25 protein-coding genes are annotated in these 26,343 nt (G+C 71.7%); 12 read left to right on the forward strand and 13 right to left on the reverse strand.

Annotation, left to right across the window (positions count from 1 at the left end):
* Nucleotides 1–144: 144 nt before the first annotated feature.
* Complete coding sequence (locus tag QCZ28_RS03385) at nucleotides 145–339, forward strand: hypothetical protein (RefSeq protein WP_279515153.1); 195 nt, start codon at nucleotides 145–147, stop codon at nucleotides 337–339.
* Nucleotides 340–472: 133 nt separating this feature from the next.
* Here QCZ28_RS03385 and deoC read toward each other — a convergent pair whose 3' ends face one another.
* On the reverse strand, nucleotides 473–1,432 hold the full coding sequence (deoC, locus tag QCZ28_RS03390; protein ID WP_279515154.1) for a deoxyribose-phosphate aldolase: 960 nt from the start codon (nucleotides 1,430–1,432) through the stop codon (nucleotides 473–475).
* Between the two features lie 133 nt (nucleotides 1,433–1,565).
* Here deoC and upp point away from each other — a divergent pair, with 133 nt between their 5' ends.
* Complete coding sequence (upp, locus tag QCZ28_RS03395; RefSeq protein WP_279515155.1) at nucleotides 1,566–2,198, forward strand: uracil phosphoribosyltransferase; 633 nt, start codon at nucleotides 1,566–1,568, stop codon at nucleotides 2,196–2,198.
* Nucleotides 2,199–2,270: 72 nt separating this feature from the next.
* Nucleotides 2,271–2,948, forward strand: a complete 678-nt coding sequence (locus tag QCZ28_RS03400) for a GPP34 family phosphoprotein (RefSeq protein WP_279515156.1) — start codon at nucleotides 2,271–2,273, stop codon at nucleotides 2,946–2,948.
* A 131-nt stretch (nucleotides 2,949–3,079) separates the two neighbouring features.
* On the opposite strand, the gene QCZ28_RS03405 is transcribed toward QCZ28_RS03400, so the two are convergent.
* Nucleotides 3,080–4,747, reverse strand: a complete 1,668-nt coding sequence (locus QCZ28_RS03405) for a phospho-sugar mutase (RefSeq protein WP_279515157.1) — start codon at nucleotides 4,745–4,747, stop codon at nucleotides 3,080–3,082.
* A gap of 48 nt (nucleotides 4,748–4,795) precedes the next feature.
* Nucleotides 4,796–6,865, reverse strand: a complete 2,070-nt coding sequence (locus QCZ28_RS03410) for a serine/threonine-protein kinase (RefSeq protein WP_279515158.1) — start codon at nucleotides 6,863–6,865, stop codon at nucleotides 4,796–4,798.
* Between the two features lie 206 nt (nucleotides 6,866–7,071).
* On the opposite strand from QCZ28_RS03410, the gene QCZ28_RS03415 reads away from it, so the two are divergent.
* Nucleotides 7,072–8,655, forward strand: a complete 1,584-nt coding sequence (locus QCZ28_RS03415; RefSeq protein WP_279515159.1) for a methylmalonyl-CoA mutase family protein — start codon at nucleotides 7,072–7,074, stop codon at nucleotides 8,653–8,655.
* Between the two features lie 459 nt (nucleotides 8,656–9,114).
* Nucleotides 9,115–10,374, forward strand: coding sequence for an amidohydrolase (locus QCZ28_RS03420; RefSeq protein WP_279515160.1), 1,260 nt, complete (start codon nucleotides 9,115–9,117; stop codon nucleotides 10,372–10,374).
* Here the strand turns inward: QCZ28_RS03420 and QCZ28_RS03425 are convergent.
* Entirely contained in the window at nucleotides 10,331–11,293 is a 963-nt protein-coding gene (locus QCZ28_RS03425; protein ID WP_279515161.1) for a DUF4349 domain-containing protein, read from the reverse strand. The genes QCZ28_RS03420 and QCZ28_RS03425 overlap by 44 nt on opposite strands.
* 93 nt (nucleotides 11,294–11,386) lie before the next feature.
* Here QCZ28_RS03425 and QCZ28_RS03430 point away from each other — a divergent pair, with 93 nt between their 5' ends.
* The 4 genes from QCZ28_RS03430 to QCZ28_RS03445 all read left to right on the forward strand — a co-directional run bounded on the left by QCZ28_RS03430 (nucleotide 11,387) and on the right by QCZ28_RS03445 (nucleotide 14,849).
* Entirely contained in the window at nucleotides 11,387–12,019 is a 633-nt protein-coding gene (locus QCZ28_RS03430) for an MBL fold metallo-hydrolase (protein ID WP_279515162.1), read from the forward strand.
* Between the two features lie 4 nt (nucleotides 12,020–12,023).
* The gene (locus QCZ28_RS03435; protein WP_279515163.1) at nucleotides 12,024–12,989 is read left to right on the forward strand and encodes a hypothetical protein; all 966 of its coding nucleotides are present in this window, start codon (nucleotides 12,024–12,026) and stop codon (nucleotides 12,987–12,989) included.
* Between the two features lie 104 nt (nucleotides 12,990–13,093).
* Nucleotides 13,094–13,828, forward strand: coding sequence for a hypothetical protein (locus tag QCZ28_RS03440; RefSeq protein WP_279515164.1), 735 nt, complete (start codon nucleotides 13,094–13,096; stop codon nucleotides 13,826–13,828).
* Nucleotides 13,829–13,889: 61 nt separating this feature from the next.
* Nucleotides 13,890–14,849, forward strand: a complete 960-nt coding sequence (locus QCZ28_RS03445; RefSeq protein WP_279515165.1) for a GNAT family N-acetyltransferase — start codon at nucleotides 13,890–13,892, stop codon at nucleotides 14,847–14,849.
* Nucleotides 14,850–14,924: 75 nt separating this feature from the next.
* On the opposite strand, the gene QCZ28_RS03450 is transcribed toward QCZ28_RS03445, so the two are convergent.
* Nucleotides 14,925–15,380, reverse strand: a complete 456-nt coding sequence (locus QCZ28_RS03450) for a gamma-glutamylcyclotransferase (protein ID WP_030328953.1) — start codon at nucleotides 15,378–15,380, stop codon at nucleotides 14,925–14,927.
* A 165-nt stretch (nucleotides 15,381–15,545) separates the two neighbouring features.
* Here QCZ28_RS03450 and QCZ28_RS03455 point away from each other — a divergent pair, with 165 nt between their 5' ends.
* Nucleotides 15,546–16,949: an NAD(P)H-quinone dehydrogenase gene (locus QCZ28_RS03455; protein WP_030328951.1), complete on the forward strand. Its 1,404-nt coding sequence runs from the start codon at nucleotides 15,546–15,548 to the stop codon at nucleotides 16,947–16,949.
* Between the two features lie 42 nt (nucleotides 16,950–16,991).
* On the opposite strand, the gene QCZ28_RS03460 is transcribed toward QCZ28_RS03455, so the two are convergent.
* From QCZ28_RS03460 to QCZ28_RS03475, 4 genes are all read right to left on the reverse strand, one after another.
* On the reverse strand, nucleotides 16,992–17,633 hold the full coding sequence (locus QCZ28_RS03460; RefSeq protein ID WP_279515166.1) for a DUF998 domain-containing protein: 642 nt from the start codon (nucleotides 17,631–17,633) through the stop codon (nucleotides 16,992–16,994).
* Nucleotides 17,634–17,775: 142 nt separating this feature from the next.
* Complete coding sequence (locus tag QCZ28_RS03465) at nucleotides 17,776–18,108, reverse strand: helix-turn-helix transcriptional regulator (RefSeq protein ID WP_279515167.1); 333 nt, start codon at nucleotides 18,106–18,108, stop codon at nucleotides 17,776–17,778.
* Complete coding sequence (locus tag QCZ28_RS03470; protein WP_279515168.1) at nucleotides 18,098–18,472, reverse strand: type II toxin-antitoxin system RelE/ParE family toxin; 375 nt, start codon at nucleotides 18,470–18,472, stop codon at nucleotides 18,098–18,100. The genes QCZ28_RS03465 and QCZ28_RS03470 overlap by 11 nt, the downstream gene beginning before the upstream one ends.
* 44 nt (nucleotides 18,473–18,516) lie before the next feature.
* A complete protein-coding gene (locus QCZ28_RS03475) occupies nucleotides 18,517–19,137 on the reverse strand; it encodes a DedA family protein (RefSeq protein WP_036410846.1) in 621 nt (206 codons plus the stop codon).
* A 503-nt stretch (nucleotides 19,138–19,640) separates the two neighbouring features.
* On the opposite strand from QCZ28_RS03475, the gene thrS reads away from it, so the two are divergent.
* Nucleotides 19,641–20,858 carry a threonine--tRNA ligase gene (gene thrS, locus QCZ28_RS03480; protein ID WP_279515169.1) on the forward strand — a complete coding sequence of 406 codons (1,218 nt, stop codon included), beginning with the start codon at nucleotides 19,641–19,643 and terminating at the stop codon, nucleotides 20,856–20,858.
* A 47-nt stretch (nucleotides 20,859–20,905) separates the two neighbouring features.
* Here the strand turns inward: thrS and QCZ28_RS03485 are convergent, their stop codons facing one another.
* The 4 genes from QCZ28_RS03485 to QCZ28_RS03500 all read right to left on the reverse strand — a co-directional run bounded on the left by QCZ28_RS03485 (nucleotide 20,906) and on the right by QCZ28_RS03500 (nucleotide 25,692).
* On the reverse strand, nucleotides 20,906–22,819 hold the full coding sequence (locus QCZ28_RS03485; protein WP_279515300.1) for an ABC transporter ATP-binding protein: 1,914 nt from the start codon (nucleotides 22,817–22,819) through the stop codon (nucleotides 20,906–20,908).
* 191 nt (nucleotides 22,820–23,010) lie between these two features.
* Complete coding sequence (locus QCZ28_RS03490; RefSeq protein ID WP_279515170.1) at nucleotides 23,011–24,744, reverse strand: ABC transporter ATP-binding protein; 1,734 nt, start codon at nucleotides 24,742–24,744, stop codon at nucleotides 23,011–23,013.
* Complete coding sequence (locus tag QCZ28_RS03495) at nucleotides 24,738–25,220, reverse strand: MarR family transcriptional regulator (protein ID WP_279515171.1); 483 nt, start codon at nucleotides 25,218–25,220, stop codon at nucleotides 24,738–24,740. Before QCZ28_RS03495 ends, QCZ28_RS03490 begins: the two co-directional genes overlap by 7 nt.
* A 25-nt stretch (nucleotides 25,221–25,245) precedes the next feature.
* Nucleotides 25,246–25,692 carry a DoxX family membrane protein gene (locus QCZ28_RS03500; protein WP_279515172.1) on the reverse strand — a complete coding sequence of 149 codons (447 nt, stop codon included), beginning with the start codon at nucleotides 25,690–25,692 and terminating at the stop codon, nucleotides 25,246–25,248.
* A gap of 84 nt (nucleotides 25,693–25,776) precedes the next feature.
* Here QCZ28_RS03500 and QCZ28_RS03505 point away from each other — a divergent pair, with 84 nt between their 5' ends.
* A complete protein-coding gene (locus tag QCZ28_RS03505) occupies nucleotides 25,777–26,337 on the forward strand; it encodes a TetR/AcrR family transcriptional regulator (RefSeq protein WP_279515173.1) in 561 nt (186 codons plus the stop codon).
* The last annotated feature ends 6 nt before the right edge of the window (nucleotides 26,338–26,343 follow it).

The following is a 26,343-nucleotide window of genomic DNA, read 5'->3' on the forward strand; positions in this document are numbered from 1 at the left end:
CTCCTGATCAAGGCCTTCGGCTAGCGCTGCAATCGCTTGGCCGGAGGCCGCCCTATTGGTGCGGGTGTAGCTACACCGTACGTCCTTGTGTAGCTACACCGCAACCCCGTAGTCTCGACGTGTATCTACGGCAGGGGAGAGCACATGGCACCGACACGGGGCACGCCCACGCGGCCCATTCGCATCGACTCGACGCTCTGGGAGAGATTCGGGGCCAGCGTCGGTTCGCTCGGGCTGGACCGCTCGGCCGTGCTCCGAGACTTCATCCGCTGGTACACCCGGGAGCCAGGCGCCAAGATGCCCCGGCGACCCGACGTGACCGCCTCCGCTGAAGAGTGACGGTCTGTCGTGGGGCACATCCGGGGCACATGGCGACGTGAAGTATTGAGTTTCGCTGAGAATTGGTGGGAGGTAAAGCCGCAGGTCAAAGCCGCTTTAGCAGCCCTCACCGCAGGTCAGCGGTGTCAGCCGATCAGTCCAGGGTGAAGTAGTCGGGACCGGAGTAGGTGCCGGTCGTCAGCTTGGTGCGCTGCATCAGCAGGTCGTTGAGCAGGCTGGACGCGCCGAAGCGGAACCAGTCCGGGGCGAGCCAGTCCGGGCCGACGGTCTCGTTGACCATCACCAGGTACTTGATCGCGTCCTTGGTGGTCTTGATGCCACCGGCCGGCTTCACGCCCACCTGCCGACCGGTCGCCGCGCGGAAGTCGCGGACCGCTTCCAGCATCACCAGGGTCACCGGCATCGTCGCCGCGACCGGGACCTTGCCGGTGGAGGTCTTGATGAAGTCGCCGCCGGCCAGCATGGCCAGCCAGGAGGCCCGCCGCACGTTGTCGTAGGTGGCCAGCTCGCCGGTCTCCAGGATCACCTTGAGGTGGGCATCCCCGCAGGCTTCCTTGGTGGCCACGATCTCGTCGTAGACCTCCTTGTACCGCCCGGCCAGGAACGCGCCACGGTTGATCACCATGTCGATCTCGTCGGCGCCGGCCGCGACGGCGGCCCGGGTGTCGGCCAGCTTGATCTCCAAGGGCGCCTGGCCGGACGGGAACGCGGTCGCCACGCTGGCCAGGTGCACCGAGGACCCGCGCAGCACCTCGGCGACGTACGGGACCATCGCCGGGTAGACGCAGACCGCGCCGACGTGCGGGCAGGACGGGTCGGCCGGGTCGGGGCGCAACGCCTTCGCGGCGAGCGCACGCACCTTGCCCGGAGTGTCCGCCCCCTCCAGGGTGGTCAGGTCGACCATCCGGATCGCCAGGTCGATCGCCTGGGCCTTGGCGGTGGTCTTGATGGAGCGGGTGCCGAGCTGTGCCGCCCGCTGCTCCGCGCCGACCTGGTCCACGCCGGGCAGGCCGTGCAGGAAGGTCCGCAGAGCGGTCTCGGATCGTCCCAGCTCGGAGAGCTCCGACCGGGCCGACGTCGTTGTCGCCGTCATGCCGAGAAGTCTACGCACCGAAGCTCCGAGTGATCTTGCTCACGATCGCTGAGTGACGTACCGACGTGAGCGGCGTCCCTGGTCCGACCGCACCGGCACCGCCGCGCGCTACGGACCGGTAGGTTGAGCGATCGTGGACGTACACGTCATTGACCACCCGCTGGCCCAGTCCAGGTTGACCGCCATGCGGGACGCGCGCACCGATTCCTCGACGTTCCGGGCCGCGCTGCACGAACTGACCACCATGCTGGTGTACGAGGCGGCGCGCACCTTCCCCGTCGAGCGGTACCCGGTGCAGACGCCGGTCACCGGCACCGAGGGCACCCGGCTGGCCAATCCGCCGCTGCTGGTCCCGGTGCTGCGCGCCGGCCTGGGCATGGCGGACGCCGCGTTGGGCCTGCTGCCGGAGTCCTCGATGGGCTTCGTGGGCCTGGCCCGCGACGAGGAGACCTACGAGCCGCGCGCGTACATGGAGTCGTTGCCGCGCGACCTGACCGGGCTGCCGGTCCTGGTGCTCGACCCGATGCTGGCCACCGGCGGCTCGCTGGAGCACTCCTGTCGGCTGTTGGCCGAGCGCGGCTGCACCGACATCACAGTGCTCTGCGTGCTCGCCGCGCCGGTCGGCATCGAGCGGCTGGAGCGCTCCGGCCTACCGTTGCGCCTGGTCACGGCCTCGATCGACGAAGGGCTCAACGACCGCATGTTCATCGTCCCCGGGCTCGGCGACGCCGGTGACCGCCAGTTCGGTGGCATGCCCCGCTTCTGAGGCGATACCCGGTCGGAACCGGGTTCGGCGGGTCCGTGCACGGGGTGCGCGGACCCGCTACCGTCTCCGGCCATGACTGGTGTTGCGCTCGCCGAGGAGTTGCTGCTCCTTGCCTACGACGACACGACCGGCAAGGCGACCATGCCGCGGATCAGCCTGGACCTGGGCATGGCCGCCGCGGTGCTGGTCGAGCTGGCCCTGTCCGGCCGGATCGCGTACGCCGACGGGTCGTTGACGGTGCTCGACCCGACGCCGACGGGCGAGCCGTTCAGCGACGACGTCCTCAGCCGGATCGCCGCCGACACCCCGCACACCCCGGCGTCCTGGGTGCAGCGCCTGCGGCACGGCCTGCGCGACCGGATCCTCGCCGACCTGTGCCGGCAGGGCGTCGTCCGGGACGTGGACGAGACCGAGCTGGGCTTCATCCACGTTCACCGTTACCCGGTGGTGGACTCCTCGGTCGAGGCGGAGACCCGGCAGCGGCTGGCCGAGGCGCTGACCGGCGCGGCGGCCCCGGACGAGCGCACCGCCGCGCTGGCCACCCTGGTCGTGGTGCTCCGGATGGAGTCCGCGCTCGGGGTGAGCGGAGAGGCCGCCGCCGACGCCCGCCGCCGGCTGACGGAGATCGCCACCGGCGCCGGGTTCTCCGGCGAGGTGAGCACCGACGACTCGGTGGTCCGCCCGTCGGTCGGCCTGGTCGTGGCCGCCCTGGCCACCGCCGTCGACCAGGCGCTCGGCCCGCGCCGCTGACCGTCGGGGCGACCCCGCTCGACGTGCCCTTTGCTCTGCACCCGCCCAGGCGCCACCCGGACGACAGTCGAATGGCGCTTCCGCGGGTGCAGAGCAAAGGGCGGACTTGTTGTGGGTGGGTGCTGCGGGGTTCAGATGCCAAGGGCAGCGCTGACCTCGGCGCGGAGCGCGGCGACGGCCGACGCCGCCCTGCTGCGGGCCGTCGGTACGTCACCGTTCGCCACCGGTTCCACCACCTCCAGATACGCCTTGAGCTTCGGCTCGGTCCCGGACGGGCGGATCACCACCCGGGCCACAGCGGTGCGCAGGATCACCACGTCCGACTCGGGCAGCAGGTCCCGGACGCTGTCCACCGGCTGTCCGAGCAGGGTGGCCGGGGTGGTAGTCCGGATCCGGGCCATCGCGTCGGCGATGATCCGCAGGTCGTCCACCCGCACGGAGAGCTGGTCGGTGTGGTGCACGCCGAACTCGGCGGCCAGCTCGTCCAGCCGGTCGGTCAACGTCCGACCCTGCGTCTTCAGGCCGGCGGCCAACTCCGCCACGGTCAGCGCGGCGGTGATGCCGTCCTTGTCCCGGACGTGCTCCGGGGCCACGCAGTAGCCGAGCGCCTCCTCGTAGCCGAAGACCAGCGGCGCGCTGCCACCACCGGCCCGCACGATCCACTTGAAGCCGGTGAGCGTCTCGTCGTAGGGCAGACCCCGGGCCGCGCACATCGCCCGCAGCAGCGACGACGACACGATCGTGGTGGCGTAGAGCCCGGTCACCCCCCGGCGCATCAGATGGTCGGCGAGCAGGACGCCCACCTCGTCGCCGCGCAGCATCCGCCAGCCGTCACGGTCGTCCCGGACGACCACCGCGCACCGGTCGGCGTCCGGGTCGTTGGCGATGGCCAGATCCGCGCCGGTGGAGTCGGCCAGGGCGATCAGCCGGTCCACCGCACCCGGTTCCTCCGGGTTGGGGAACGACACGGTGGGGAACGTGGGGTCCGGCTCGGCCTGGTCGGGCACCACCCCGGGGGTCGGGAAACCGGCGCGGGCGAAGGCGGCGGTCAGCACCGCCGCGCCCACCCCGTGCAGCGGGGTGTACGCCACCGTCAGGTCCCGTGGCCCGTCCGGGTCGATCACCGCGGTGGCCCGTTCGACGTACGAGGCGACCAGGTCGTCGCCGAGCACCTGACCGGGCTCGCCCAACGGCACCTGGGTCAGCGGCCCGACCGACCGGATGGCGGCCTCGATCCCGGCGTCGGCGGGCGGCACGATCTGCGCCCCGGCGCCCAACTCGCCGCCCAGCTCCGCGCCGAGGTAGACCTTGTAGCCGTTGTCCTGCGGCGGGTTGTGGCTGGCCGTGACCATCACGCCGGCGACCCCGCCGAGGTGCCGCACGGCGTACGCCAGCACCGGGGTGGGCAGCGGGCGGGGCAGCAGCAGCGCCGGGCGGCCAGCGCCGGTGGCCACCTGGGCGGTGCGCTCGGCGAACTGCCGCGAGCCGTGCCGGGCGTCGTACCCGATCACCAGCGGGCCGGTGCCACCCTGGGCCGCGAGCCAGGTGACCAGGCCGGCAGCGGCCTGGGTGACCACGGCGAGGTTCATGCCGTTCGGGCCGGCGCGCAGCGGGCCGCGCAGGCCCGCCGTGCCGAAGGTCAGCGGGCCGGCGAACCGGTCGGCCAGTTCCGGCGCGCTCGCCGGCAGCCCGTCGAGCACCGCCGTCAGCTCGTCCCGGCTGGCCGGGTCGGGGTCGTCGGCCAGCCAGCGCCGGGCTTGCTCGCGAATGTCGTCGATGTCAGTGGTGTCCGCCGCCATGCCCCTTGATAGCACGGCGACGGATCATCCCTGTCGGTTCCCTCCGGCTCAGCCGTCCCCGGTGAGCTGGAACGTCCGCGCCATCTCGTCGAAGATCGGCTTGCTCTCCGCGAACTTGGCGTCCGTGGCGGTCAGGTAGAACGAGTACGCCTTGCCGTCCTGCGCCACGCCCCGCCACACGCCGTGCCGCATGGTGTCGCCCTCGCCGCAGGTGTACTCGAATTCGGCGGCCGGCTTGCTGGCCAGCTGGGTCTCGGTGGAGGACGAGATCTGGTTGTACGGCTTGACGCAGGAGGTGCTCCTGGTCTTGAGACCGTTCTCGGCCGTCTCCGCCCACCGGGCGGAGCTGCTGGTCCACTTCTCGGTGATGATGCGGACCTTGCGGCCGCTGTCCTCGGGGTCGATGTAGTCGGTGTACGACCCGCCGGTGGCCTTCTTCCAGCCCTTCGGCACCATGACCTGGATCCCGCGCGCCGTGTGCTCCTGCATCTCGACGGTGGGGGCCGCCGCGGCGGACGGGGTGGGCTGCGCCGCCGGGGTGTTCGGCGACGTCTTGTCGTCGTCGCCGCCGGAGAGCGCCACCACGCTGAGCAGCAGCACGACGACCAACCCGCCGGCCGCGGCGAGCTGGACCTTGCGCGGCCAGCCCTTGACCGTGGTGACCAGCTGACCCCCGGTGGCCCGGACCTTGTCCAGAGCGCTGCCGCCGGACGTGGCGGGCGCGGTGGCCCAGGGCTGGCCGGTGCCCGGCACCGACCACTGGTTGCCGCCGTAGGTGCCGCCGACGCGCTGGGTGGCCTCCGGTGCGCCGCCGAACCCGACCTGCTGGGTGGCGTCGGCCGGGTTGCCGTAGCTGACCCGCTGGGTGGCGTCGGGGTGCCCGCCGGCGTCCACCCGCTGGGTGGCGTCCGCGCTGGCGCCGTAGGTGCGCCCGGCCGCCGGTCGGCCGGCGGCCGGCATCGCGCCGGTCGGCGTGTGCAGCGGGCCGGCCAACGCGTCGGCGCTGGTCTCGTCGAGCCCACCCGTGGCAGCGGCAGCGGACGCTGCCTGCTGACGCTTGCCCCGGCGCAACGAGGCCAGCCGGTCGGTCAGGGACTCACCCGGGGCCAGCATCGCCGGGCCACCGATCTGGCTGTCCGGCTTGGGCTCCGGCTGGGCCGGCGGGAGGACGGGCACGGGGCGCTGCTGCACCGGCACCACGGCGTACGGGTCGGTGACCGAGTGCACCGCCGTCGCCGTGCTGCCCAGCGGGCCGGCGAGCAGCTCGCGCAGCATGGCCCGGGAGGTGTGCACGTCCAGTCGACGCGCCGGGTCCTTCTCCAGCAGACCCATGAGCACGCGGGTCAGCGGGCCGCTGCGCTGCGGCGGGGCGGGTGGGTCCTCCACCACGGCGTGCATGGTCTCGATCGGGTCGCCCTTGTCGAACGGGGGCCGCCCCTCGACAGCGGTGTAGAGCGTCACACCCAGCGAGAAGAGGTCGCTCGGCGGGCCGAACTCCTGGCCCATGGCCCGCTCGGGCGAGATGAAGTGCGGCGAGCCGAGCACCATGCCGGGCGTGGTGAGCTGCACGTCCGTGGGCATCCGGGCGACACCGAAGTCGGTCAGCACGCAGCGGCCGTCGGAGCAGATCAGCACGTTGGCCGGCTTGACGTCGCGGTGCAGTACGCCGATCGCGTGGGCGACCTCCAACGCGCCGAGCAGCGCGATGCCGATCTTGGCGACGGCCCGGGGCGCGACCGGCCCGTCCTCGATCACCATGTCGGCCAGGCTGCGGGCGTCCAGCAGCTCCATCACGATCCACGGCCGGCCGGCCTCGGTGACCACGTCGTACACCTGCACCACGGCGGGGTGCTGGATGGCGGCGGCGGCGCGGGCCTCGCGCAGGGTGCGTTCGTACATCGCGTCACGGTCGCTGGGGGCCAGCCCCGGGGGCAGGACGACCTCCTTCACCGCCACGTCACGGCGCAGCAGGGTGTCTGTGGCACGCCACACCGTGCCCATGCCGCCGTTGCCCACCGAGGACCGCAGCGAGTACCGGTCACCAATGGTGGTGCCGGGCGCCGCTCGTCCGTTGGCGGGACTAACTGGTCCGCCGCTCCACGTCGGGATCTGAGTCACAGAAAAGCCACCGGGGGAAATCGAGGGGGGCTGGGACACAACCCCCCTATCTTGCTGGTTCCGACGCCCGATGCGAAAGCCGACGCGACGGACGTTTATCGAAGTCAACAGAACGTGCCCTGTCGTTCACCTGGTGTCGACCGGTCGGGACGCACTGTGCGGTATCCCTCACCCGACGACGTGGCCAGGCGTCCTACCATCCGGGGATGAACCAACGGCGGTCAAGTGAGTCCGGTTTCCCGATCAACGGCGTCTACACGGAGGCCGACCTTCCGGAGGACCTGGACTCCCGGCTCGGCAGCCCCGGCGAGTTCCCGTACACCCGGGGCGTCTACCCCACCATGTACACCTCCCGCCCGTGGACCATGCGCCAGTACGCCGGCTTCGGCACCGCCACCGAGTCCAACGCGCGGTACCACCAGCTGTTGCGGGCCGGCACCATGGGACTCTCGGTCGCGTTCGACCTGCCGACCCAGATGGGCTACGACTCCGACGACCCGATCGCGCACGGTGAGGTCGGCAAGGTGGGCGTCGCCATCGACTCCATCGAGGACATGCGGCTGCTCTTCGCCGACATCCCACTGGACAAGGTGTCCACCTCGATGACCATCAACGCGCCCGGCTCGGTGCTGCTGTTGCTCTACCAGCTCGTCGCCGAGGAGAACGGGGTGCCGGGCACGGCACTCAACGGCACCATCCAGAACGACATCCTCAAGGAGTACATCGCCCGGGGGACGTACATCTTCCCGCCGAAGCCGTCGCTGCGCCTGGTGGCCGACACCTTCGCGTACTGCCGCAAGGAGGTGCCGAAGTGGAACACCATCTCCATCTCCGGCTACCACATGGCGGAGGCCGGTGCGACGCCCGCGCAGGAGATCGCGTTCACCCTGGCCAACGGCGTGGAGTACGTCCGGGCGGCGCTGGCCGCGGGGCTCGCCGTCGACGACTTCGCGCCCCGGCTGTCGTTCTTCTTCGTGGCCCGCACCACGCTGCTGGAGGAGGTGGCGAAGTTCCGCGCCGCCCGGCGGATCTGGGCCCGACTGATGCGCGACGACTTCGGCGCCAAGGATCCGAAGTCGATGATGCTGCGGTTCCACACCCAGACCGCCGGCGTGCAGCTCACCGCCCAGCAGCCGGAGGTGAACCTGGTCCGGGTCGCGGTGCAGGGGTTGGCCGCGGTGCTCGGCGGCACCCAGTCGCTGCACACCAACAGCTTCGACGAGGCGATCGCGCTTCCCACCGAGAAGGCGGCCCGGCTCGCGCTGCGTACCCAGCAGGTGCTGGCCTACGAGACGGACCTGACCGCCACCGTCGACCCGTTCGCCGGCTCGTACGTGGTGGAGGCGATGACCGCCGAGATCGAGGCCGCCGCCGTCGAGCTGATGGAGCGGGTGGCTGACCACGGTTCGGCGGTGGACGCGATCGAGGCCGGCTTCCAGAAGCGGGAGATCGAGCAGTCCGCGTACCGGATCGCCCAGGAGATCGACTCGGCGGAGCGGGTGGTGGTCGGGCTCAACCGGTTCACCGTGGACGAGGAGGAGCCGTACGAGCCGCTGCGGGTCGACCCGGCGATCGAGGCGGCCCAGGCCGACCGGCTGGCCCGCCTGCGCGCCGAGCGGGACGCCGACGCGGTGGCGCGGGCGCTCGCCGATCTTCGGGCCGCCGCCGAGGGTGCGGAGAACGTGCTGTACCCGATGAAGGAGGCGCTGCGGGCCCGGGCGACGGTGGGCGAGGTGTGCGGGACGCTGCGCGAGGTGTGGGGGTTGTACCGGCCCACCGACCGCTTCTGAGCGCGCTCGGTCGCGGCTCTACGGCCCGACGGCACTGTGTGTCAGTCGGGCCGAGCGGGTATCCGGTCGGTTGAGCCGGGACGCACACCCTGTGCGCCCACGGTGGGTGGGTGCGTGTGAGCGTCCTTATCCGGCTCGTTGCGGAGTGTGGTCGGCTAATTGTCGGAGTGTCAGTTCACCACCCCGACTAATGCGACAATTTGGCAACGAGTTCCGACTGGTGCCGGGATTCGTGACCGCCGCGATTGGTTACGCGTTGTAGGAGGTGAGGGGCCGATGACGGCGTTCGACCGTGATCTACCTGCTGTCCCCCGCCTCGACGAGCGCCCTCAGCAGGGCATACGTGACTCTGTGCGGTCTGATCATCACCGTAACGAGGTTGCGCAGCGTCACCGTCGGAGGTCTAGGCTGTCTGCTGTCCCCGATGATCCATCCATCTCTAGTGATCGAGAATTCGACGTGACGAGTGCGTTGACGCTGCCCACGGGTGGCCAGCTGGCGTCGTCCTGGCCGGAGACGCCACCGGGATCCCAGCCCCTGCCCCGCGAGCTGGATCACCTTCTCGCGCTCCGGGTACCGGGGCTGATCGCTACGCGCCGTCACCTCCACTCGCACCCCGAGCTCTCCGCCAACGAGTTCGAGACGGCCGCGCTGATCGCCCGGGAGTTGTCGCTGGCCGGGTTGAGCCCGCGCCTGCTGCCCAAGGGCAACGGCGTGATCTGCGACATCAACGGCCGGCCGGACGGCCCGGTCGTGGCGCTGCGCGCCGACATCGACGCCCTGCCGCTCGACGACCCCAAGGACGTCCCGTACCGGTCGACGGTCGAGGGCGTCTGCCACGCCTGCGGGCACGACGTGCACACCACGGTCCTGCTCGGCGTCGGCATGCTGCTGGCCCAGCTCGCCGACCTCGGGGAGCTGGACGGCCGGGTCCGGCTGATCTTTCAGCCGGCCGAGGAGATCCTGCCCTGCGGTTCGCTGGAGGTCATCGAGGCCGGCGGCCTGGACGACGTGGTGCAGATCTTCGCGCTGCACTGCGACCCGAACCTGCCGGTGGGCCAGGTCGGCCTGCGGGTCGGTCCGATCACCGCGGCCGCCGACAACGTGACGGTCCGGCTCTCCGGCCCGGGCGGGCACACCGCCCGCCCGCACCTGACCGTCGACCTGGTCGACGCGCTCGGGCGGCTGATCACCGAGGTGCCCGCCCTGGTCAGCCGCCGGGTGCCGGCCAACAGTGGCCTGCTGCTGGTCTTCGGCCACGCCTCGGCCGGCACCCGCTACAACGTCATCCCGTCGGAGGCGAGCGCCTCCGGCACCCTCCGGGTGATGGACCGCGACACCTGGGAGCAGGCTCCCAAGATCGTCGCTCAGGTGGTGCGGGACGTGATCGCACCGACCGGCGCCACCGTCGACCTGGAATACCTGCGCGGCCGTCCGCCGGTGTGCAACGACTCCCGCGCCATCCAGGTGCTGACCGCCGCCACCGCCGCCGCGCTCGGCCCGGAGGGGATCGCCGAGACACCGCAGAGCATGGGCGGCGAGGACTTCTCCTGGTATCTGGAGTACGTCCCCGGCGCCCTCGCCCGGCTCGGCGTGGGTCGCTCCGGCCCCAACGTCGACCTGCACCGGGGGAGCTTCGACGTGGACGAGCGGGCCATCCCGGTCGGCGTCCGGGTCATGGTCCAGACCGCGCTGCGGGCACTGGCGGCGGCGCGCTGACCGGTGCGACCAGCGCCGGGGACCTGCGCCGCCGGCGCAGCACCACCAACAGCACCGCCAGCGGTACGCCGAGCGCCACCAGCCACGGCAGCAACGCGCCCAGCACCGTCAGCAGGACGGTCATCGAGACGACGAACGCCTTCCAGCCGCCCTTGAGCCCCACCAGGAAGCCGGTCTCGTCCTTCTCCTCGGTGGCCTTCGCCGCCGGTCCGGCCAGCGCCACGGTGATCGTGGAGAGGGCGGTCAGGTCGGCCAGGCGTCGCTTCTTGGCCTCCAACGAGGCCAGGTCCGCCTCCCGGCGACCCAGTTCGTTCTCCAACGACACCAGGTCGGTGATCGAGGTGGCTCGGGCCAGCAACCGACGGGCGCTGTCCACCCGCGCCCGCTGACTGGTGATCCGGGCATCCAGGTCGACGGTCTCCTCGGTGACGTCCTGGGTGTTGATCTCCCGGTTCTGCTGCCGACCGAGCTTCGCGATCTCCTCCACCACGCCGGTGAACTTCGCCGCCGGCACCCGCAGCACCAGCTCCGCCACCGCGTCGGCGTCGGCGCTGCGCCGCTGGTCCCCACCGACGAAACCACCGGCCCGAGTGGCCACGGCGGTGGCCTCGCGGGCGGCCGAGTCCACATCGTCCACCTGCACCCGCATCGTTCCGGTGTAGATGATCGCCCGCTGGTCCACCCGCAGGTCCGGTGCGCCGGCACCGGCCGCCTCCGGTGCGCCCGCGGCGGCGTCCCGGGGCACCTCACCGCCCTTGGCCGGCGGCGCCTCGACCGCCGAGCCGGCGGTGTCCTGTGCCCCACTGTCGCCGGCACCGCATCCTGTCAGCGCCAGCGCGGCCGCCAGTGCTGTCGCCGCCAGCAGCGCACCGCGGCGTCGTCCCACCCGTCCGTCCATCCCCGCTCCCATCGTCGTCAACCGGTGTGGCGATAGCTCGGACGCGACGCACACTCCGGCTGGTTCCGGCAGACTGCGCTGAGGACGTCACGATTCGATAATCGAGGAGTCACGATGCGACTCACCAAGTACGCCCACTCCTGCCTCCGGGTGGAACACGATGGGGGAGTCCTCGTCGTCGACCCCGGGGTGTTCAGCGACACCACGGCGGCGCTGGACGGTGCGGACGCGGTGCTGATCACCCACGCGCACCCCGACCACCTCGACCTGGCAGCGGTGCGCCTCCAGCTCGACCGTCGGCCGTTCCCGATCCACGGCCCCGCCTCGCTCGCCGAGGCCCTGGGCGACGCGGCCGACGCGCTGCGCCCGGTCGACGTGGGTGAGTCGTTCACCGCCGCCGGGGTCGCCGTGCGCGCGTACGGGGGGCGGCACGCCGTGATCCACCCCGAGATCCCGGTGATCGACAACCTCGGTTACCTGATCAACGACGTGGTCTACCACCCGGGCGACTCCCTGGTGGTGCCCGACGAGACTCCCGTCGACACGCTCTTCGCGCCGATCCACGCCCCCTGGTCGAAGTTCTCCGAGGTGCTCGACTTCATCCGCGCGGTCGCGCCGCGGCGCGCGTACGCCCTGCACGACGCTCTGCTCAACGACAACGGGCTGGGTGTGCTGAACCGGCAGTACACGGCGATGTCCGGCACCGAGTACCAGCGACTGGAGCCCGGCAGCCGGGTGGACGTCTGACCCGATGCCCGGCCTCTCCGCGGAGCTGGTGCAGCAGCTCTACCGCACCCCACCGGACCGGTTCGTGGCCGCCCGGGAGGCCGCCGTGGCGCAGGCCCGCCAGGCCGGTGACCCGGCCACCGCCCGGGAACTGGCCCGGCTGCGTCGCCCGACGGTGGCCGCCTGGTTGGTGAACCTGCTCGCCATCCGACGTCCGGAGCTGGTCGCCGATCTGGTGCAGCTCGCCGACGCCCTGCGGTCCGCCCAACGGGAGCTGCGCGGGCCCAAACTGCGGGAGCTGTCCGCGCAGCGCCGGGCGGTGGTGGGCGCCCTGGTCGCCGAGGTGCGCAAGCTCGCCGCGGCCGAGCCGGACGCGCCACCGGCGAACCGGCTGCCCCTGGCCGAGGTGGAGGCGACGCTGAACGCGGCGTTCTCCGACGTCGAGGTCGCCGAGCAGGTGCGGGCGGGTCGGCTGCTGCGGGCGGCGAGCTACGCCGGCTTCGGTGAGGTGCCCCGGCCACAACTGCGGCTGGTCACCGGCGACGACGAGGAGCACGACGAGAAGCGCCCGGTCGGCGCCCAGCGGGGGCGACCCGAGGCGGCACCCCGTACGGATCGTGCGGCCGAGCGGGCCGAGCGGGCCGCGCAGCGGGCGGCCCGAGCCGAGCGGGCCCGGCAGCGTCGCGCCCTGGACCGCGAGTTGGCGAAGGCCCAGGCCGACCAGGAGCGGGCCGAGGCGGAACTGACCGGGGCGACCGGGCAGGAGCGCGACGGCGCGGCGGTGCTCGATGGGCTCGAGGCGGAGCTGGCCGAGCTGGAGCGGCGGCGCGCGGTGGCCGAGCAGGATCTCAGCCGGGCCAAGCTCGCCCGGCGGGCCGCCGAGCGGGCGCTCACCGTGGCCCGGCGTCGCGCCGGGGAGGTCGAGGCGGCGATCGAGGCACTGGCGGCCGAAGAGGGGGATGCGGACGCGGGCGGTGGCGCGGCAGACTGACCATTGATGGACGACGACGAGTGCGCGGGCCGTGCACGGTGGGTGGCCGTGGATCGGGGCGTGGTCGGGCGCGGCGGGTCGGGCCGCGCGAAGAGGGCCCCGCGGTGACTCCGGAGCAGGTCGCGGCTGCCAGCAAGCCCGTCGTGCTCGACCTGGGCGACGCCTTCAGCCGGGACCCGACCACGTTGCGCCGGGCCCGACTGCTCGGCATCTCCGGGTGGGCCTTCTACATCAGCGGCCGGGCCGGCGCGCTCGGCGATGTGCGGGCCGAGACAGCAGCCGCCGCCCTCGGGTTCATCGCCCCGGACGCTGTCGCCGACGGTTGGGACGCCGCCGCCCGGGTCGTCCCGCCGTTCCAGGTGGCCGCCGCGAGCCTCGCCGAATGCTGCCGGTGGGGGGCGCAGCAGCTCGGCCCCCTGCCCGGTGCCGAACGCCTGTCCGCGCTCGTCGAGCGGGCCGTCGTCGCGGCCGACACCAGCGGGATGCCGCTCTTCGCCGCGTGGCGGGCCATGCCCCTTCCGGATCTCTCTCCTGGTGCCCGCTGCGCCGCTGGGCTGCGGCTGCTCCGGGAACACTTCACCGGCGCCTACCTGCTCGCGGTACGGGCCGCCGGGATGACCCCGCTGGAGGCGGTGCTGGCCGGGCCGGAGGGTGAGGCCGGGGCGGTGGCCTGCGGGTGGCCGCCGCCGTACCCGCCGATCGGGCCGCTGGTGCGCCGCCGGCTCTGGGCGGAGGCGGTGACGAACCGGTTGGCCGCGCCGGCGTTCACCGCCCTCGGGCCGGCCGACGGCGCGGAGTTGGTGGAGTTGCTGCACCGCACCCGGGTCGAGCTCGGCTGAGCCCTCCGCCAGTCGGAAAATAGGCGGCGCCCCGCCGCCTCGGCTGCCAGGATGTCCTGCCGTGACCCTTCCCGCTGGTTGGACAACGCGCCGCCCCACCCTCGACGACGTGCCGGCGATCCTCGCGGTGGTGCACGCCGCCGACACCTTCGCCATCGGCCACCCCGACTTCGACGCCGAGGACGTCACGGCGTCACTGACCGCCAGCCACTTCGACCCGACCCGGGACTCCTGGTTGGCGATCGACCCGGACGACACAGTGGTCGGCTGGGCGACGGTGGACAACCCGAGCGGGGTGGGCCGGGAGTTCGTGGAGGTCTACGTCGAGCCGGTGCGGGCCGCCGCCGTCCGCGCGCCGTTGCTGGTTCGCCAACTGGACCGGGTCGCCGAACGCGCGGCCGAGCGGGGGTTGCCGTCGCTCACCGTCCGCTGCGCGGTCTTCGCTCCCGAACATGACTGGGAACAGACCCTGCGCGGGCTCGGTTTCGCCCGCGTCAAGCGGTACGTCCGAATGAGCCGACCATTGGACGACCTGCCCGACGAGCCGGCCGCACCTGCGGGCGTGACCGTGCGGCAGGTCCGCCCGGACCACGAGACCGACCTGGTGGAGTTCCACCGGATCTACGAGGCCGCCTTCGGTGACACCCCGGACCACGAACCGTTGTCGTACGAGCGGTGGCGGGCCCGCATCGGCGACCTGACCGCCTGGGACGAGTGGTTCGTCGCCGAGGTGGACGGGGTGCCGGTCGGCGCGTTGCAGTCCTCGGATCAGGCACTCGACCAGCAGTCGGGCTGGGTGAAGACCCTGTCGGTGCTGTCCGCGTACCGTCGCCGGGGTGTGGGTGCGGCGCTGCTGCGCCGCGCCTTCGCCCGCTACGCCGAGAAGGGGCGGAAGTCGGCCGGTCTGGGCGTCGACCTCACCAACCCGACCGCTCCGCTGTCGCTCTACCGGTCGGTGGGCCTGCGGGAGACCCACTGGACCGACATGTACGAACGGTCCGTCCCGGCGGCCCGTGTGTGATTGACGACCCCGGGCGGGCCCGACCGGCCCCGCGGTCGACGGCGGTAGCAGACTGGAGGCGTGCGATACGCGCTGCTACGCCGACGCGGTGCCGGTGGGGCGGGCCCGCAGCTCGGTGACGTAGTCGTCCGGGGCGCCCGCCTTCTCGGCGGCGTTCGCGATCTCCGACAGGTACCACGAGGTCGGCAGGCCACCCTCGTACCCGTTGAAGACGTAGATCCACGCGGTCACGTCGCCGTCGAGGGTGGAAACCCGGACGTGCAGCTTGCGGTACGTCCCGGCGGCGACGCCCTCCAGCTCGTCGAGCTGCTCGGCGTCGTACGGGTGGATGTCGTAGAGCGCCACGAAGACCCGGTCACCGGGAGACTCGACGAGGGTGCTCACCGCACCCTCCCAGCCGATCACGTCCGCCCCGGCGAAGGTCAGCCGCCAGCCTTCCAGCCAGCCGGTGCCCACCATCGGCGAATGCGGACAGTAGGCGCGCATCCGGGCGGGGTCGAGATTTGAGCCGTAGGCGGCGTGATGACGCACGGCGATGACGATAGCCCGGCCGACGGGTGGGGGAGAATACGACAGTGCGTGTCGAACGCGTTCGGGAGAAGAAAGTCACTGTGAGCATCGACGAAGGGCGAACGCGGTGAGCGCGAGGAGTGCAGCGCAGCGGAGCCCCGCAGTCGCGAGCGAAAGGATGGCGCTGTGAGCCAGATCGTGATCATCGGCGGGGGGCCGGCCGGGTACGAGGCGGCACTGGTCGCCGCCCAGCTGGATGCCGATGTCACCGTGGTGGAGGCCGACGGGGCCGGCGGCGCCTGTGTGCTCTCCGACTGCGTACCGTCGAAGACCTTCATCGCCAGCTCCGGGGTGGTCACCGGCTACCGGGACACCGAGGAGTTCGGGGTGCACTCGGACGGCCTGGAGGCGGTCACCGTCGACGCGCGGGCGGTGCACGAGCGGGTCAAGCGGCTGGCCCTGGCGCAGTCCGCTGACATTCACGCCAAGCTGCTGAAGGCGGGCGTCACCTTCGTGGCCGGCACCGCCCGGCTCGGCGAGGACTCCCTCGGGCACACCCACCGGGTCGTCGTCAGCCCCGCCGACGGCGGCGAGGAGTACTCGATCGACGCGTCCACCGTGCTGGTGGCCACTGGTTCGACCCCCCGTCAGCTGCCCACCGCCGTACCGGACGGTGAGCGCATCCTGACCTGGCGACAGGTGTATGACCTGCCGGAGCTGCCCGAGCACCTGATCGTCGTCGGATCCGGCGTGACCGGTGCGGAGTTCGCCAGCGCGTACCTGGCCATGGGGGTCGAGGTGACCCTGGTCTCCAGTCGCGACCGGGTGATGCCCCACGAAGACGCCGACGCCGCCTCCGCGATCGAGCGGGTGTTCCGCAACCGGGGCATGGAGATCCTCAACAACTCCCGGGCCGACGCGGTCCGGCGTACCGCCGACGGCGTCGAGGTGGAACTCTCCGACGGCCGTAAGGTGACCGGCTCGCACGCGCTGATCACCGTCGGGTCGATCCCGAACACCGCCAACCTGGGCCTGACCGAGTACGGGGTGCAGCTGGGCCGGGGCGGCTACGTGACAGTCGACAGGGCGTCCCGGACCAACGTGCCGGGCATCTACGCCGCCGGTGACTGCACCGGCGTGCTGCTGCTGGCCAGCGTCGCCGCCATGCAGGGCCGGATCGCCATGTGGCACGCGCTCGGCGAGGCGGTCCGCCCGCTGCGGCTGCGGACCGTCGCGGCGAACGTCTTCACCGATCCTGAGCTGGCCACGGTGGGTGTCTCGCAGGACGAGGTGGACGCGGGCAAGGTGCCGGCCCGACAGGTGATGCTGCCGTTGTCCGGCAACGCCCGGGCCAAGATGGACGACCTCTCCGACGGCTTCGTGAAGCTGTTCTGCCGCCCGGCCAGCGGTCAGGTGATCGGGGGTGTGGTGGTCGCTCCGAAGGCCAGCGAGCTGATCCTGCCCATCACCATGGCGGTGGAGAACAACCTCACCGTCAACGAGTTGGCCCAGACCATCACCATCTACCCGTCATTGTCCGGCTCGATCACCGAGGCGGCCCGCCAGCTCATGCTGCACGAGCTGGAGTAGCCGCCCCTTCTCGTCGTCGATCATGGAGTTGTGGTGGGCGGTTCACGCCGCGATGCCCCCTTGGTGAGGCGCCACAACTCCATGATCGACGGCCGCACGGGTCTGGGCCAGCGCGATGGTCGCCAGCACTGCCACCTCGGTGACGATGAGCAGTCGCTCGGCCAGGCCGATCAACAGACGGTCGCCGGGGTAGGCGGACCAGATCATCGCCGCCGCCAGGGTCAGGCTCAGCAGGACGAGGGTGCGGAGCGTTCGGGCGACCGGCGCCAGCTCGGATCGACGGGCGAGCAGCCAACCGGCCGCCGGCAGTGCCAGAAAGGCGACCACCGAGGCGTACCGGTGCACGTAGGCCGCCGTGGTCATGGCGGTGCCCGGTTCGTTCGTCGGCACCACCGCGGCCAGCAGCAGCCCGGTCACCCACGCGCCGAGCAGCAGTTCGGTTGCCGGGGCGGGCCGTGCCGGCGCGGCGCGGCGCAGTCCGTACAGCAACGCCACGGTGGCGAGCGCCAGCACCACCATGGCGACGTCGATCACGCCGCCCCGGTCGGACACGGCGAAGTCGCTGATGGTCAACGCCCAGGGGTTGAGGTCGTCGTTGACTTCGAGGTGACCGATGACGGTGAGCAGCGCCGCCAGGGCGATCCCGCCCAGGGCCAGCAGACCGGTACTCCGGGTTCCAGGCATGCCTCAGCCTGTCGCCGAGGGCACCCCAGCCGGATCCGGGACAGCCACCGAAATCTCTCCCCGGGACCACCCCTAGAGGCACCCGGACATGGGGCTGTCGCGCGTCCCGGAACCTCCCGGGATCGCGAGGACCGTCGCCAGGTCAGGCGACGTTCAGCTGGATGTTCCCGATGCGGGCGACGACGTCGAGATGACCGCCCAGTCCGGTGACGTAGGCACGGAGTGATTCCAGGCTGGTGTGCTCGCCGTTCTCAATCTGGCTGATTCTCGCCTGTGTCAGCCCCGCCGCCTCGGCCAGTTGAACCTGGGTCATACCGAGGTGTTTGCGGATCTCTGCCAGCTGTGCGCCACTGACCGATGCCAGCATCTGTTCACGGTGCTGAGCCCGTCGGGAGACCCGGTCGGGATCTTCCCAGGACGGATCGATCGCGCGGGCCTTCGCCTTGACGTCCCGCCAGTCCGCTTCACCGGTCATCTCTGTGTTCCCTCAGCCTGGAGAGGTGCTCCTGAAACCGGTCGTCCGCCAACGGGACCGCCGTCTTGTACCAAGTCTGCCACTGCCCTGATTTGTCGCCGGCGACCAGGAAAACAGCTTCTCGAACTGGATCAAACGCGAAGATCATACGAATCTCCGTGTCGCCAGCCGACCCGGGCCGCAGCTCCTTCATGTGATGGAAGCTGCTGCCCTTGAGGCGGTCAACCAGGGGACGCCCGAGCGCCGGCCCGTGTTCGGCGAGCAGATCGACGGCCTCGCTGATGAGGTCGGCGCTGGCGGGATCCGTCTTGCAGAGGTTGAGGAACCACTCCTCGACCTCGGGATGAAGTTTGACGTCCCACATGCTGTCAATATAAGTCCAGCTTATACCCGCAGGTCCAACGACACTCAGTCGATGGGGACGTCGACTGTGGCTGCGGCGCGGGCGTGGCGGGCGCTGACCAGGGTCATGGCCCAGCCGGCCGCGGCGAAGCCGGCCGCCGCGGCGGTGGCGATGATGGCCAGCCGCCACGCCGACTCGGTCAGCGCGGTGCCGCCGAGGTGCCCGACAAGGGCGCCGTAGGTGGCCCAACCCAGTGCGGCGACGGCCTCGTAGAGCACGAACAGTCGGTAGGGGTAGCGGCTGCGCCCGGCCGAGAAGCAGGCCGCCATCCGGCCGCCGGGCACGAACCGGCAGAGCAGGATGACCATCGGCCCGGGTTGTCGCAGCCCCTGGGTGACCCGGCTGGCCACCCGGCGGGCGCGGCTCAGCTCGGCGTGTCGGGGCGGGCGCCGGTCCGGCGCGCTGCGTCCGAGCAGGTAGCAGGCCAGGTCACCGGCGAACACGCCGAGCGCGCCGACGGCGATGGTGACCGGCAGGCTGAGCCCGCCGTAGACGGTGAGCGCACCACTGGTGATCATGACGATCTGGGTGGGAATCACCGGTACGAAGGCGTCCGCGATCAGCAGAGCGAGCAGCACCAGGTACGCCCACGTCGGCGACGCGACGTCAGTCAGAAGTTCGGGCACGCCTGCCACCTCGCCGGATGCGGCCGATTGGGTGTCTTGAGCCTGACGTCGTGTCCGGCGTCACCGTGGAGGGCCCCGGCCCGTCGTGACCGTCGACACCACTGGGCCACCCAGCTGCAACGAGACCGGTCGCTGCCGGGTGACGGGTTCGGCGGGCGGTCCACCCGTTCGAGGCGGGCGGCGGATCGGCGTTCGTCGGCGTACCGTTGTCGGCGCGGCCACGCCCGTCGGGTCCCCCGTTCCTGACGATTCGGCCGCCAGGGCCGCCGGCGGGTCCCGCGCCGGCGGCCCACCCCCGTAAATCCAGGTGCGTCCCCGGTCGTCGCGTGGGTACGGTCGCCCCATGCGCAGCGCGGTAGTGCAGACCACGACGCCGGGAATCCCCGGCGCGCCGCTCTGACGTAACCACCGTCGACCAGGCCCCGGGGCGATCCGCCCCCGAGGGCAGCGCGCCGAACGGAGCTCAGGTCGCCTCCGGGTCGTACCCGATCCAGGAGCCCGACATGATCGACCACCGCAGGCTCGGCCGCGAGCTGGACCTCTTCGTCTCCGATCCGCTGGCCGGCGCCGGCCTGCCCATCTGGCTGCCGGCGGGCGCCGCCGCCCGGCACGCCGTCGAGGAGTACGTCCGGGAGTTGGAGCACCGCTCCGGCCACCAGCACGTCTACTCGCCGCCGTTGGGTAAGCGGGAACTCTTCGAACTCTCCGGTCATCTCGGCTACTTCGCCGACGACATGTTCCCGCCGATGCGGCTGAGCGCCGACGACGAGTTCGTGCTCCGGCCGGCGCTCTGCCCGCACCATGCGCTGGTCTTCCGGGCGCGGGGCCGCTCCTACCGGGAGTTGCCGTTGCGGATCGCCGAGCTGGGCGGGATGTACCGCTCGGAGCGCTCCGGTGTGCTCGGCGGGCTGTCCCGGGTCCGCGCCATCTCGCTCAACGACGCGCACACCTTCTGTGCCCCCGAGCAGGTCGGCGCGGAGGTCGTCGAGATCCTCGGGCTGATCCGCGCCGCGCACGCCGCGCTCGGCGTCCGTCCGGCCGGGTTCCGGTTGTCGCTGCGCGGGCCGGGCGAGAAGTACGTCGGCGACGACGCGCAGTGGGCCCGCGCCGAGGCGCTGCTCCGGGAGGCGCTGGCCGGGGTGGAGTACGTGGAGGCGCCGGGGGAGGCCGCCTTCTACGGCCCGAAGATCGACATTCAGATCGTCGACGCGGCCGGCCGGGAGTCGACCATCTCCACCATCCAGGTGGACTTCGACAAACCGGAACGGTTCGACCTGTCGTACACCGATTCGGATGGCAGCCGGAGTCGACCGGTCATGCTGCACCGCAGTCTGGTCGGCAGCATGGAGCGGCTGTTCGCGTACCTCATCGAGGTGCACGAGGGGGCGTTCCCGGCCTGGTACGCGCCGGTGCAACTGGTGCTGCTGCCGGTCGACGACGGCCAGGCCGACGCGGCGGCCGACCTGGCCCGACGGGCGGCCGAGGTCGGCCTGCGGGTCGAGGTCGACGTCGCCGGCTCGCTGGGCGCCCGGGTCCGGGACGCGGCCCGCCGCCGCGTCCCGTACCTCGGGGTGTTGGGTGCCCGGGAGGCGGCCGACGGCCACCTCGCGCTGCGGTTGCGCGGCGGCCACGCCCTGGCCCCGATGCCCGCCGACGCCGCGCTCGCCCTGATCGGCGGGCAGGTCGCGGCCCGCGCCGCCGACCTGCTGCCGCAGGGCTGACCGACTGCCGGATCCGGGGCGGACCGCTGTGCGCATGGCGGTCCGCCCTACACCGACGCCGGTTGCGCGGCTGGTTCCTCGTCGACCACCGCACCGGTGAACTGCGAGCGGTAGAGCCGGTGGTATGCCCCCTGGGCGGCGAGCAACTGCTCGTGGGTGCCCTGCTCGACGATCCGACCGTTCTCCATCATCAGGATCAGGTCGGCGTCGCGGATGGTGGAGAGCCGGTGCGCGATGACGAAGCTGGTCCGGTCCGAGCGCAGCGCGGCCATCGCCCGTTGCAGCAGCACCTCGGTGCGGGTGTCCACCGAGCTGGTCGCCTCGTCCAGGATCAGCAGGGACGGCTCGGCGAGGAACGCCCGCGCGATGGTGATGAGCTGCTTCTCGCCGGCGCTGACGTTGCTGCCCTCCTCGTCGATGACCGTGTCGTAGCCGTCGGGCAGGCTGCGCACGAACCGGTCCACGAAGGTGGCCCGGGCCGCGGCGAGAATCTCCTCCTCGGTGGCGTCCGGCCGCCCGTAGGCGATGTTGTCCCGGATGGTGCCGCCGAAGAGCCAGGTGTCCTGGAGCACCATGCCGATCCGGCCGCGCAGGTCGTCGCGGCGCATCGTGGTGATGTCCACCCCGTCGAGCGTGATCCGGCCGGCGTCCAGCTCGTAGAAGCGCATCACCAGGTTGACCAGTGTGGTCTTGCCGGCACCGGTCGGGCCGACGATGGCCACCGTGTGCCCGGGCTCGGCGACCAGTGACAGGTCGTCGATCAACGGCTTGTCCGCCTCGTAGCGGAACGACACGTGCTCGAACTCCACCCGACCGTGCGGGTCGGCGACCCGGGCCGGTTCGACCGGGTCGGGGGTCTGCTCGTCCGCGTCGAGCACCGCGAAGACGCGCTCGGCCGAGGCCACCCCGGACTGGAGCAGGTTGGCCATCGAGGCGAGCTGGGTGAGCGGCTGGGTGAACTGGCGGGAGTACTGGATGAACGCCTGCACGTCGCCGAGGCTCATCGTGCCGGAGGCCACCCGCAGCCCACCGACCACGGCGATCGCCACGTAGCTCAGGTTTCCGATGAACATCATCGACGGCATGATGATCCCGGAGATGAACTGCGCCCCGAAGCTGGCCCGGAAGAGCTCCTCGTTCTTCGCGTGGAACGCGGCCTCGACCTCACGCTGCCGGCCGAAGACCTTCACCAGCTCGTGACCGGTGTACGCCTCCTCGATCTGGCCGTTCAACTCGCCGGTGTGCGTCCACTGGGCGATGAACTGCTTCTGCGAGCGCTTGGCGATGCGCTGGGTGACGAGCACCGACAACGGGACCGCGACCAGGGCCACCAGAGCCAGCACCGGCGAGATCCAGAACATCACGGCCAGCACCCCGATGACGGTCAGCAGCGAGGTGAGGAGCTGGCTGAGGGTCTGCTGGAGGCTGGTGGAGATGTTGTCGATGTCGTTGGTGACCCGGCTGAGCAACTCACCGCGCGGCTGCCGGTCGAAGTAGGGCAGCGGCAGCCGGTTGAGCTTCTCCTCCACCTCGGCGCGCAGTCGCAGCACCGTGCGCTGGACCACGCCGTTGAGCAGCCAGCCCTGCCACCAGGACAGCAGGCTCGCCGCCAGGTAGAGCCCGAGCGCCAGCAGCAGCACCCGACTCAGGGCGCTGAAGTCGATGCCCACCCCGGGCACCACGTCCATCCGGGCCAGCATGTCGGCGAAGCTGTCGTTGCCGCTGGCCCGGGCCGCCGCGACGGCCTGGTCGGCGGTGGTGCCGGCGGGCAGTTGCCGGCCGATCACCCCGGTGAAGATCAGGTCGGTGGCGTGGCCGAGGATCTTCGGCCCGGCCACGCTGAACCCGACGCTCACCACGGCCAACGTGATGATCGCGGCCAGGTGCAACCGCTGCGAGCGCAGCCGGCCGAGCAGCCGCCGGGCCGAGGGCCCGAAGTTCATCGACTTCTCGGCGGGCATCCCGGCGCCCATCCAACCCGGGCCGCCGCCCTGACGGCCGGGCGGCAGCCGCTTCGGCGTCCGCGCGTCCCCGCCGGGCTGCTGCGCGGCGTCGCCGCCGGGCTGTTGTGGCGCGTCGCCTCCCGGCGTCCGCGGGTCGCCGGCCGGCTTCTGACTGGGTACGGCCGCGGTGCGCGGCTCCTCACGCTCGCTCATGCCGCCACCTCCGTCGTCTGCTGCGAGGCCACGATCTCGGCGTACGTCGGGCAGGTCTCCAACAGCTCGGCATGTCGTCCCACTCCGACGACCCCTCCGTTCTCGAGAACGATGATCTGGTCGGCGTCGATGATCGTGGAGACCCGTTGGGCCACGATCACCACCGCGGACTGCGCGGTGACCGGCCGTAGCGCCGCTCGCAGCCGTGCGTCGGTGCCCAGGTCGAGCGCGGAGAACGAGTCGTCGAAGAGGTAGATCTCCGGTTGCCGGACCAGGGCCCGGGCGATGGCGAGACGCTGCCGCTGTCCACCGGAGACGGTGGTGCCGCCCTGGGCGATCGGGGCGTCCAGCCCGCCGGGCATCTGGGCCACGAAGTCCCGGGCCTGGGCGATCTCCAGCGCCGTCCACAGCTCCTCGTCGGTGGCGTCCGGGTTGCCGTAGCGCAGGTTGCTGGCGACCGTCCCGGTGAACAGGTACGGCCGCTGCGGCACCAGGCCGATGCGTCGCCACAGCTCGTCCGGTGCCAACTCCCGCACGTCCACCCCGTCGACCAGCACCGCGCCGGCGGTCACGTCGACCAGGCGGGGGATCAGCGACAGCAGTGTCGTCTTGCCCGCTCCGGTGCTGCCGATGATGGCCGTGGTGGTGCCCGGGGTCGCCCGGAAGGAGATGTCGCGCAGCACCGGCTCCGCCGCTCCCGGGTACTGGAAGCGCACCCCGCGCAGTTCCAGCTCGGCCCGGCCGGGCAGCTCGGTGACCGGTGCGGTGGCCGGAACCACGGAGGAGTCGGTGTCCAGCACCTCGACGATCCGTTCGGCGCAGACCGCCGCCCGCGGCACCATCATCAGCATGAAGGTGGCCATCATGACCGCCATCAGGATCTGCATCAGGTACTGCAGGAACGCGGTGAGCGCGCCGACCTGGATCGCACCGGCGTCCACCCGCTGCGCGCCGAACCAGAGCACCGCGACGCTGGAGACGTTCAGCACCAGCATGACCACCGGGAAGATCAACGCCAGTAGTCGACCGGTACGCAGCGCGGTGGCGGTCAGGTCGGCGTTGGCGACGGCGAAACGGTCCGTCTCGTACGGCTCGCGGACGAACGCGCGGACCACCCGGATGCCGGTGATCTGCTCCCGCAGCACCCGGTTGACGGTGTCGATGCGGGTCTGCATCAGCCGGAAGCCCGGCACCATCCGGCGGATGATCGCGCCGAGGGCGATGGCCAGCACCGGCACGCTGACCAGCATCAGCCAGGAGAGCCCGACGTCCTCACGCAGCGCCATGAACACCCCGCCGACGCTCATGATCGGTGCGGCGACCAGCATCGTGCAGCTCATCAGCACGAGCATCTGCACCTGCTGCACGTCGTTGGTGTTGCGGGTGATCAGTGACGGCGCCCCGAACCGGGCCACCTCGCGGGCGGAGAAGCGGTTGACGTGCCCGAACAGTTCGGCGCGTACGTCCCGGCCGAAGCCCATCGCGACCCGGGCGCCCAGGTAGACGGCGGCGATCGAACAGACGATCTGGATCAGGCTGACCAGCAGCATCCAGCCGCCGGTGCGCACGATGTAGTCGGTGTCGCCCCGGGCCACGCCCTGGTCGATGATGTCCGCGTTGAGGCTGGGCAGGTAGAGCGAGGCCATGGTGCCCACGAACTGGAGCAGCACCACCGCCAGCAGCGGTTTCTGATAGGTGCGCAGTTGGCCGCGTAGGAGTCGGATCAGCACGTCGGGTCCTCCGCTCCGGTGGGGCGTCCGGTCATCCGCGGGTCGTCTCCGCTGCCGATGACCTCAAGCAGAAACTCTCGGATCACCTGGGCTTTCGCCGGGTCGGCGTCGACCGAGGTGAGTGGCCGTCCGGAGTGCATGAGCGCGCCGAGCGCGGCCACTCGTTCCCGCCCGGCGGGGGTGATGGCGAGTCGGATGCTGCGCCGGTCGCTGTCGTCCCGCTGCCGCTCGACCAGACCGTCGCGCTCCAGCGTGTCGACGATGCCGGTCAGGGTCGCCGGGCGGACGAACCCCTTCTCGGCGACCTTGCGGTGGGGTAGCTCGCCGTGTCGGGCGAGCGTCATCAGGGTGATCATGCCGGCCTGGGTGAGGCCGTGCTCCTCGGCGAGGTAGCGGTTCCACCGCTGCCCGACGAGGTGCCCGGCCACCACCAGGAGCCGGCCGAGCGGCACGTCCTGGAGGGTGATGAGTTCCACGAGAGGTAGATTAGCCCCCTGATAGTCAGGCACCAAACGAAATTACCGTGGCGGCGGCCACGAACAGGATCTGCAGGGCGGTGCGCTGGGCCAGCGGGGTGACCGGGCGGCCGGCGAGGGTCAACTGGCGACGCGCGGCCGAGACGTTGGCCGGGAACATGGCGAGCATGAGCAGGCCGAGTCCGGCCGCCGCCACCCGGGCGGTCGCCGGCAGCAGCAGGCCGATCGCGCCGACCAGCTCCAGTACGCCGGTGACGGTGACCAGCAGGTCCGGCCGGGGTAGGCGGGGCGGGACCATGGCGATCAGTCCGGCCCGGCGCCGGCCGGCGAAGTGCGCGACGGCGGTCAGCGTGAACATCACGGCCAGTCCGACGCGCAGCGCGGGGATCCAGCCGTCCAGTGCGTCGATGCCGGCCAGGCCGGCGAGTCGGGCCAGGGCGGTGCCGGCGATCAGGGCGATCAGGGGTGCCATCGGAATCCTCCTCAAGGAAACTTGTCAGTGACAAGATTCGCCGACGACGTGGCATCTTGTCAATGACAAGATTAGGATTCGGTGGTGACCGACACCCGCTCGTACCATCACGGCGACCTGCGCCGCGCGCTGCTCGCCGCGGCGCTGGAGGCCATCGAGGAGGTCGGGCCGGTCGCGCTGAGCCTGCGCGACCTGGCCCGACGGGCCGGCGTCTCGCATGCCGCGCCCGCCCACCACTTCGGCGACAAGGCGGGCCTGCTCACCGCGCTCGCCACGCAGGGCTTCGACCTGTTGACCCAGACGTTGACCGAGGCGGATGGCGACCTGCTGGAGGCCGGTGTCGCCTACGTCGACTTCGCCGTCACGCGCCGCGCGTACTTCGAGGTGATGTTCCGGCCGGAGCTGCACCGTTCCGACGACGCCGAGCTGATCGCCGCCCAGGGCCGGGCCGGCGCCGCGCTCCACGCCGGGGTGGCGACGCTACCCACCGGCGGCGCGCCCGCCGACCCGGGCCGGGACGCCCTCGCCGCCTGGTCGATCGCCCACGGCTTCGCCACCCTCTGGCTGGCCGGCGCACTCCCCGACCGCCTCGGCGACAACCCCCGCGAAGCAGCCCGCACCGTCCTCCGCCGACTGACAACCTGACCCCGC

The organism is Micromonospora sp. DH14 (assembly GCF_029809455.1).
GTDB classification, from domain to species: domain Bacteria; phylum Actinomycetota; class Actinomycetes; order Mycobacteriales; family Micromonosporaceae; genus Micromonospora; species Micromonospora parva.

Coding starts and splice junctions, on each gene's coding strand:
- QCZ28_RS03470 (WP_279515168.1), bottom strand. CDS start 18,472: ATGTGGGACGTCAAACTTCATCCCGAGGTCGAGGAGTGGTTCCTCAAC.
- QCZ28_RS03435 (WP_279515163.1), top strand. CDS start 12,024: ATGCCCGGCCTCTCCGCGGAGCTGGTGCAGCAGCTCTACCGCACCCCA.
- QCZ28_RS03415 (WP_279515159.1), top strand. CDS start 7,072: ATGAACCAACGGCGGTCAAGTGAGTCCGGTTTCCCGATCAACGGCGTC.
- QCZ28_RS03405 (WP_279515157.1), bottom strand. CDS start 4,747: ATGGCGGCGGACACCACTGACATCGACGACATTCGCGAGCAAGCCCGG.
- QCZ28_RS03400 (WP_279515156.1), top strand. CDS start 2,271: ATGACTGGTGTTGCGCTCGCCGAGGAGTTGCTGCTCCTTGCCTACGAC.
- QCZ28_RS03385 (WP_279515153.1), top strand. CDS start 145: ATGGCACCGACACGGGGCACGCCCACGCGGCCCATTCGCATCGACTCG.
- QCZ28_RS03460 (WP_279515166.1), bottom strand. CDS start 17,633: ATGCCTGGAACCCGGAGTACCGGTCTGCTGGCCCTGGGCGGGATCGCC.
- QCZ28_RS03500 (WP_279515172.1), bottom strand. CDS start 25,692: ATGGCACCCCTGATCGCCCTGATCGCCGGCACCGCCCTGGCCCGACTC.
- QCZ28_RS03430 (WP_279515162.1), top strand. CDS start 11,387: ATGCGACTCACCAAGTACGCCCACTCCTGCCTCCGGGTGGAACACGAT.
- deoC (WP_279515154.1), bottom strand. CDS start 1,432: ATGACGGCGACAACGACGTCGGCCCGGTCGGAGCTCTCCGAGCTGGGA.
- thrS (WP_279515169.1), top strand. CDS start 19,641: ATGATCGACCACCGCAGGCTCGGCCGCGAGCTGGACCTCTTCGTCTCC.
- QCZ28_RS03485 (WP_279515300.1), bottom strand. CDS start 22,819: ATGCCCGCCGAGAAGTCGATGAACTTCGGGCCCTCGGCCCGGCGGCTG.
- QCZ28_RS03465 (WP_279515167.1), bottom strand. CDS start 18,108: ATGACCGGTGAAGCGGACTGGCGGGACGTCAAGGCGAAGGCCCGCGCG.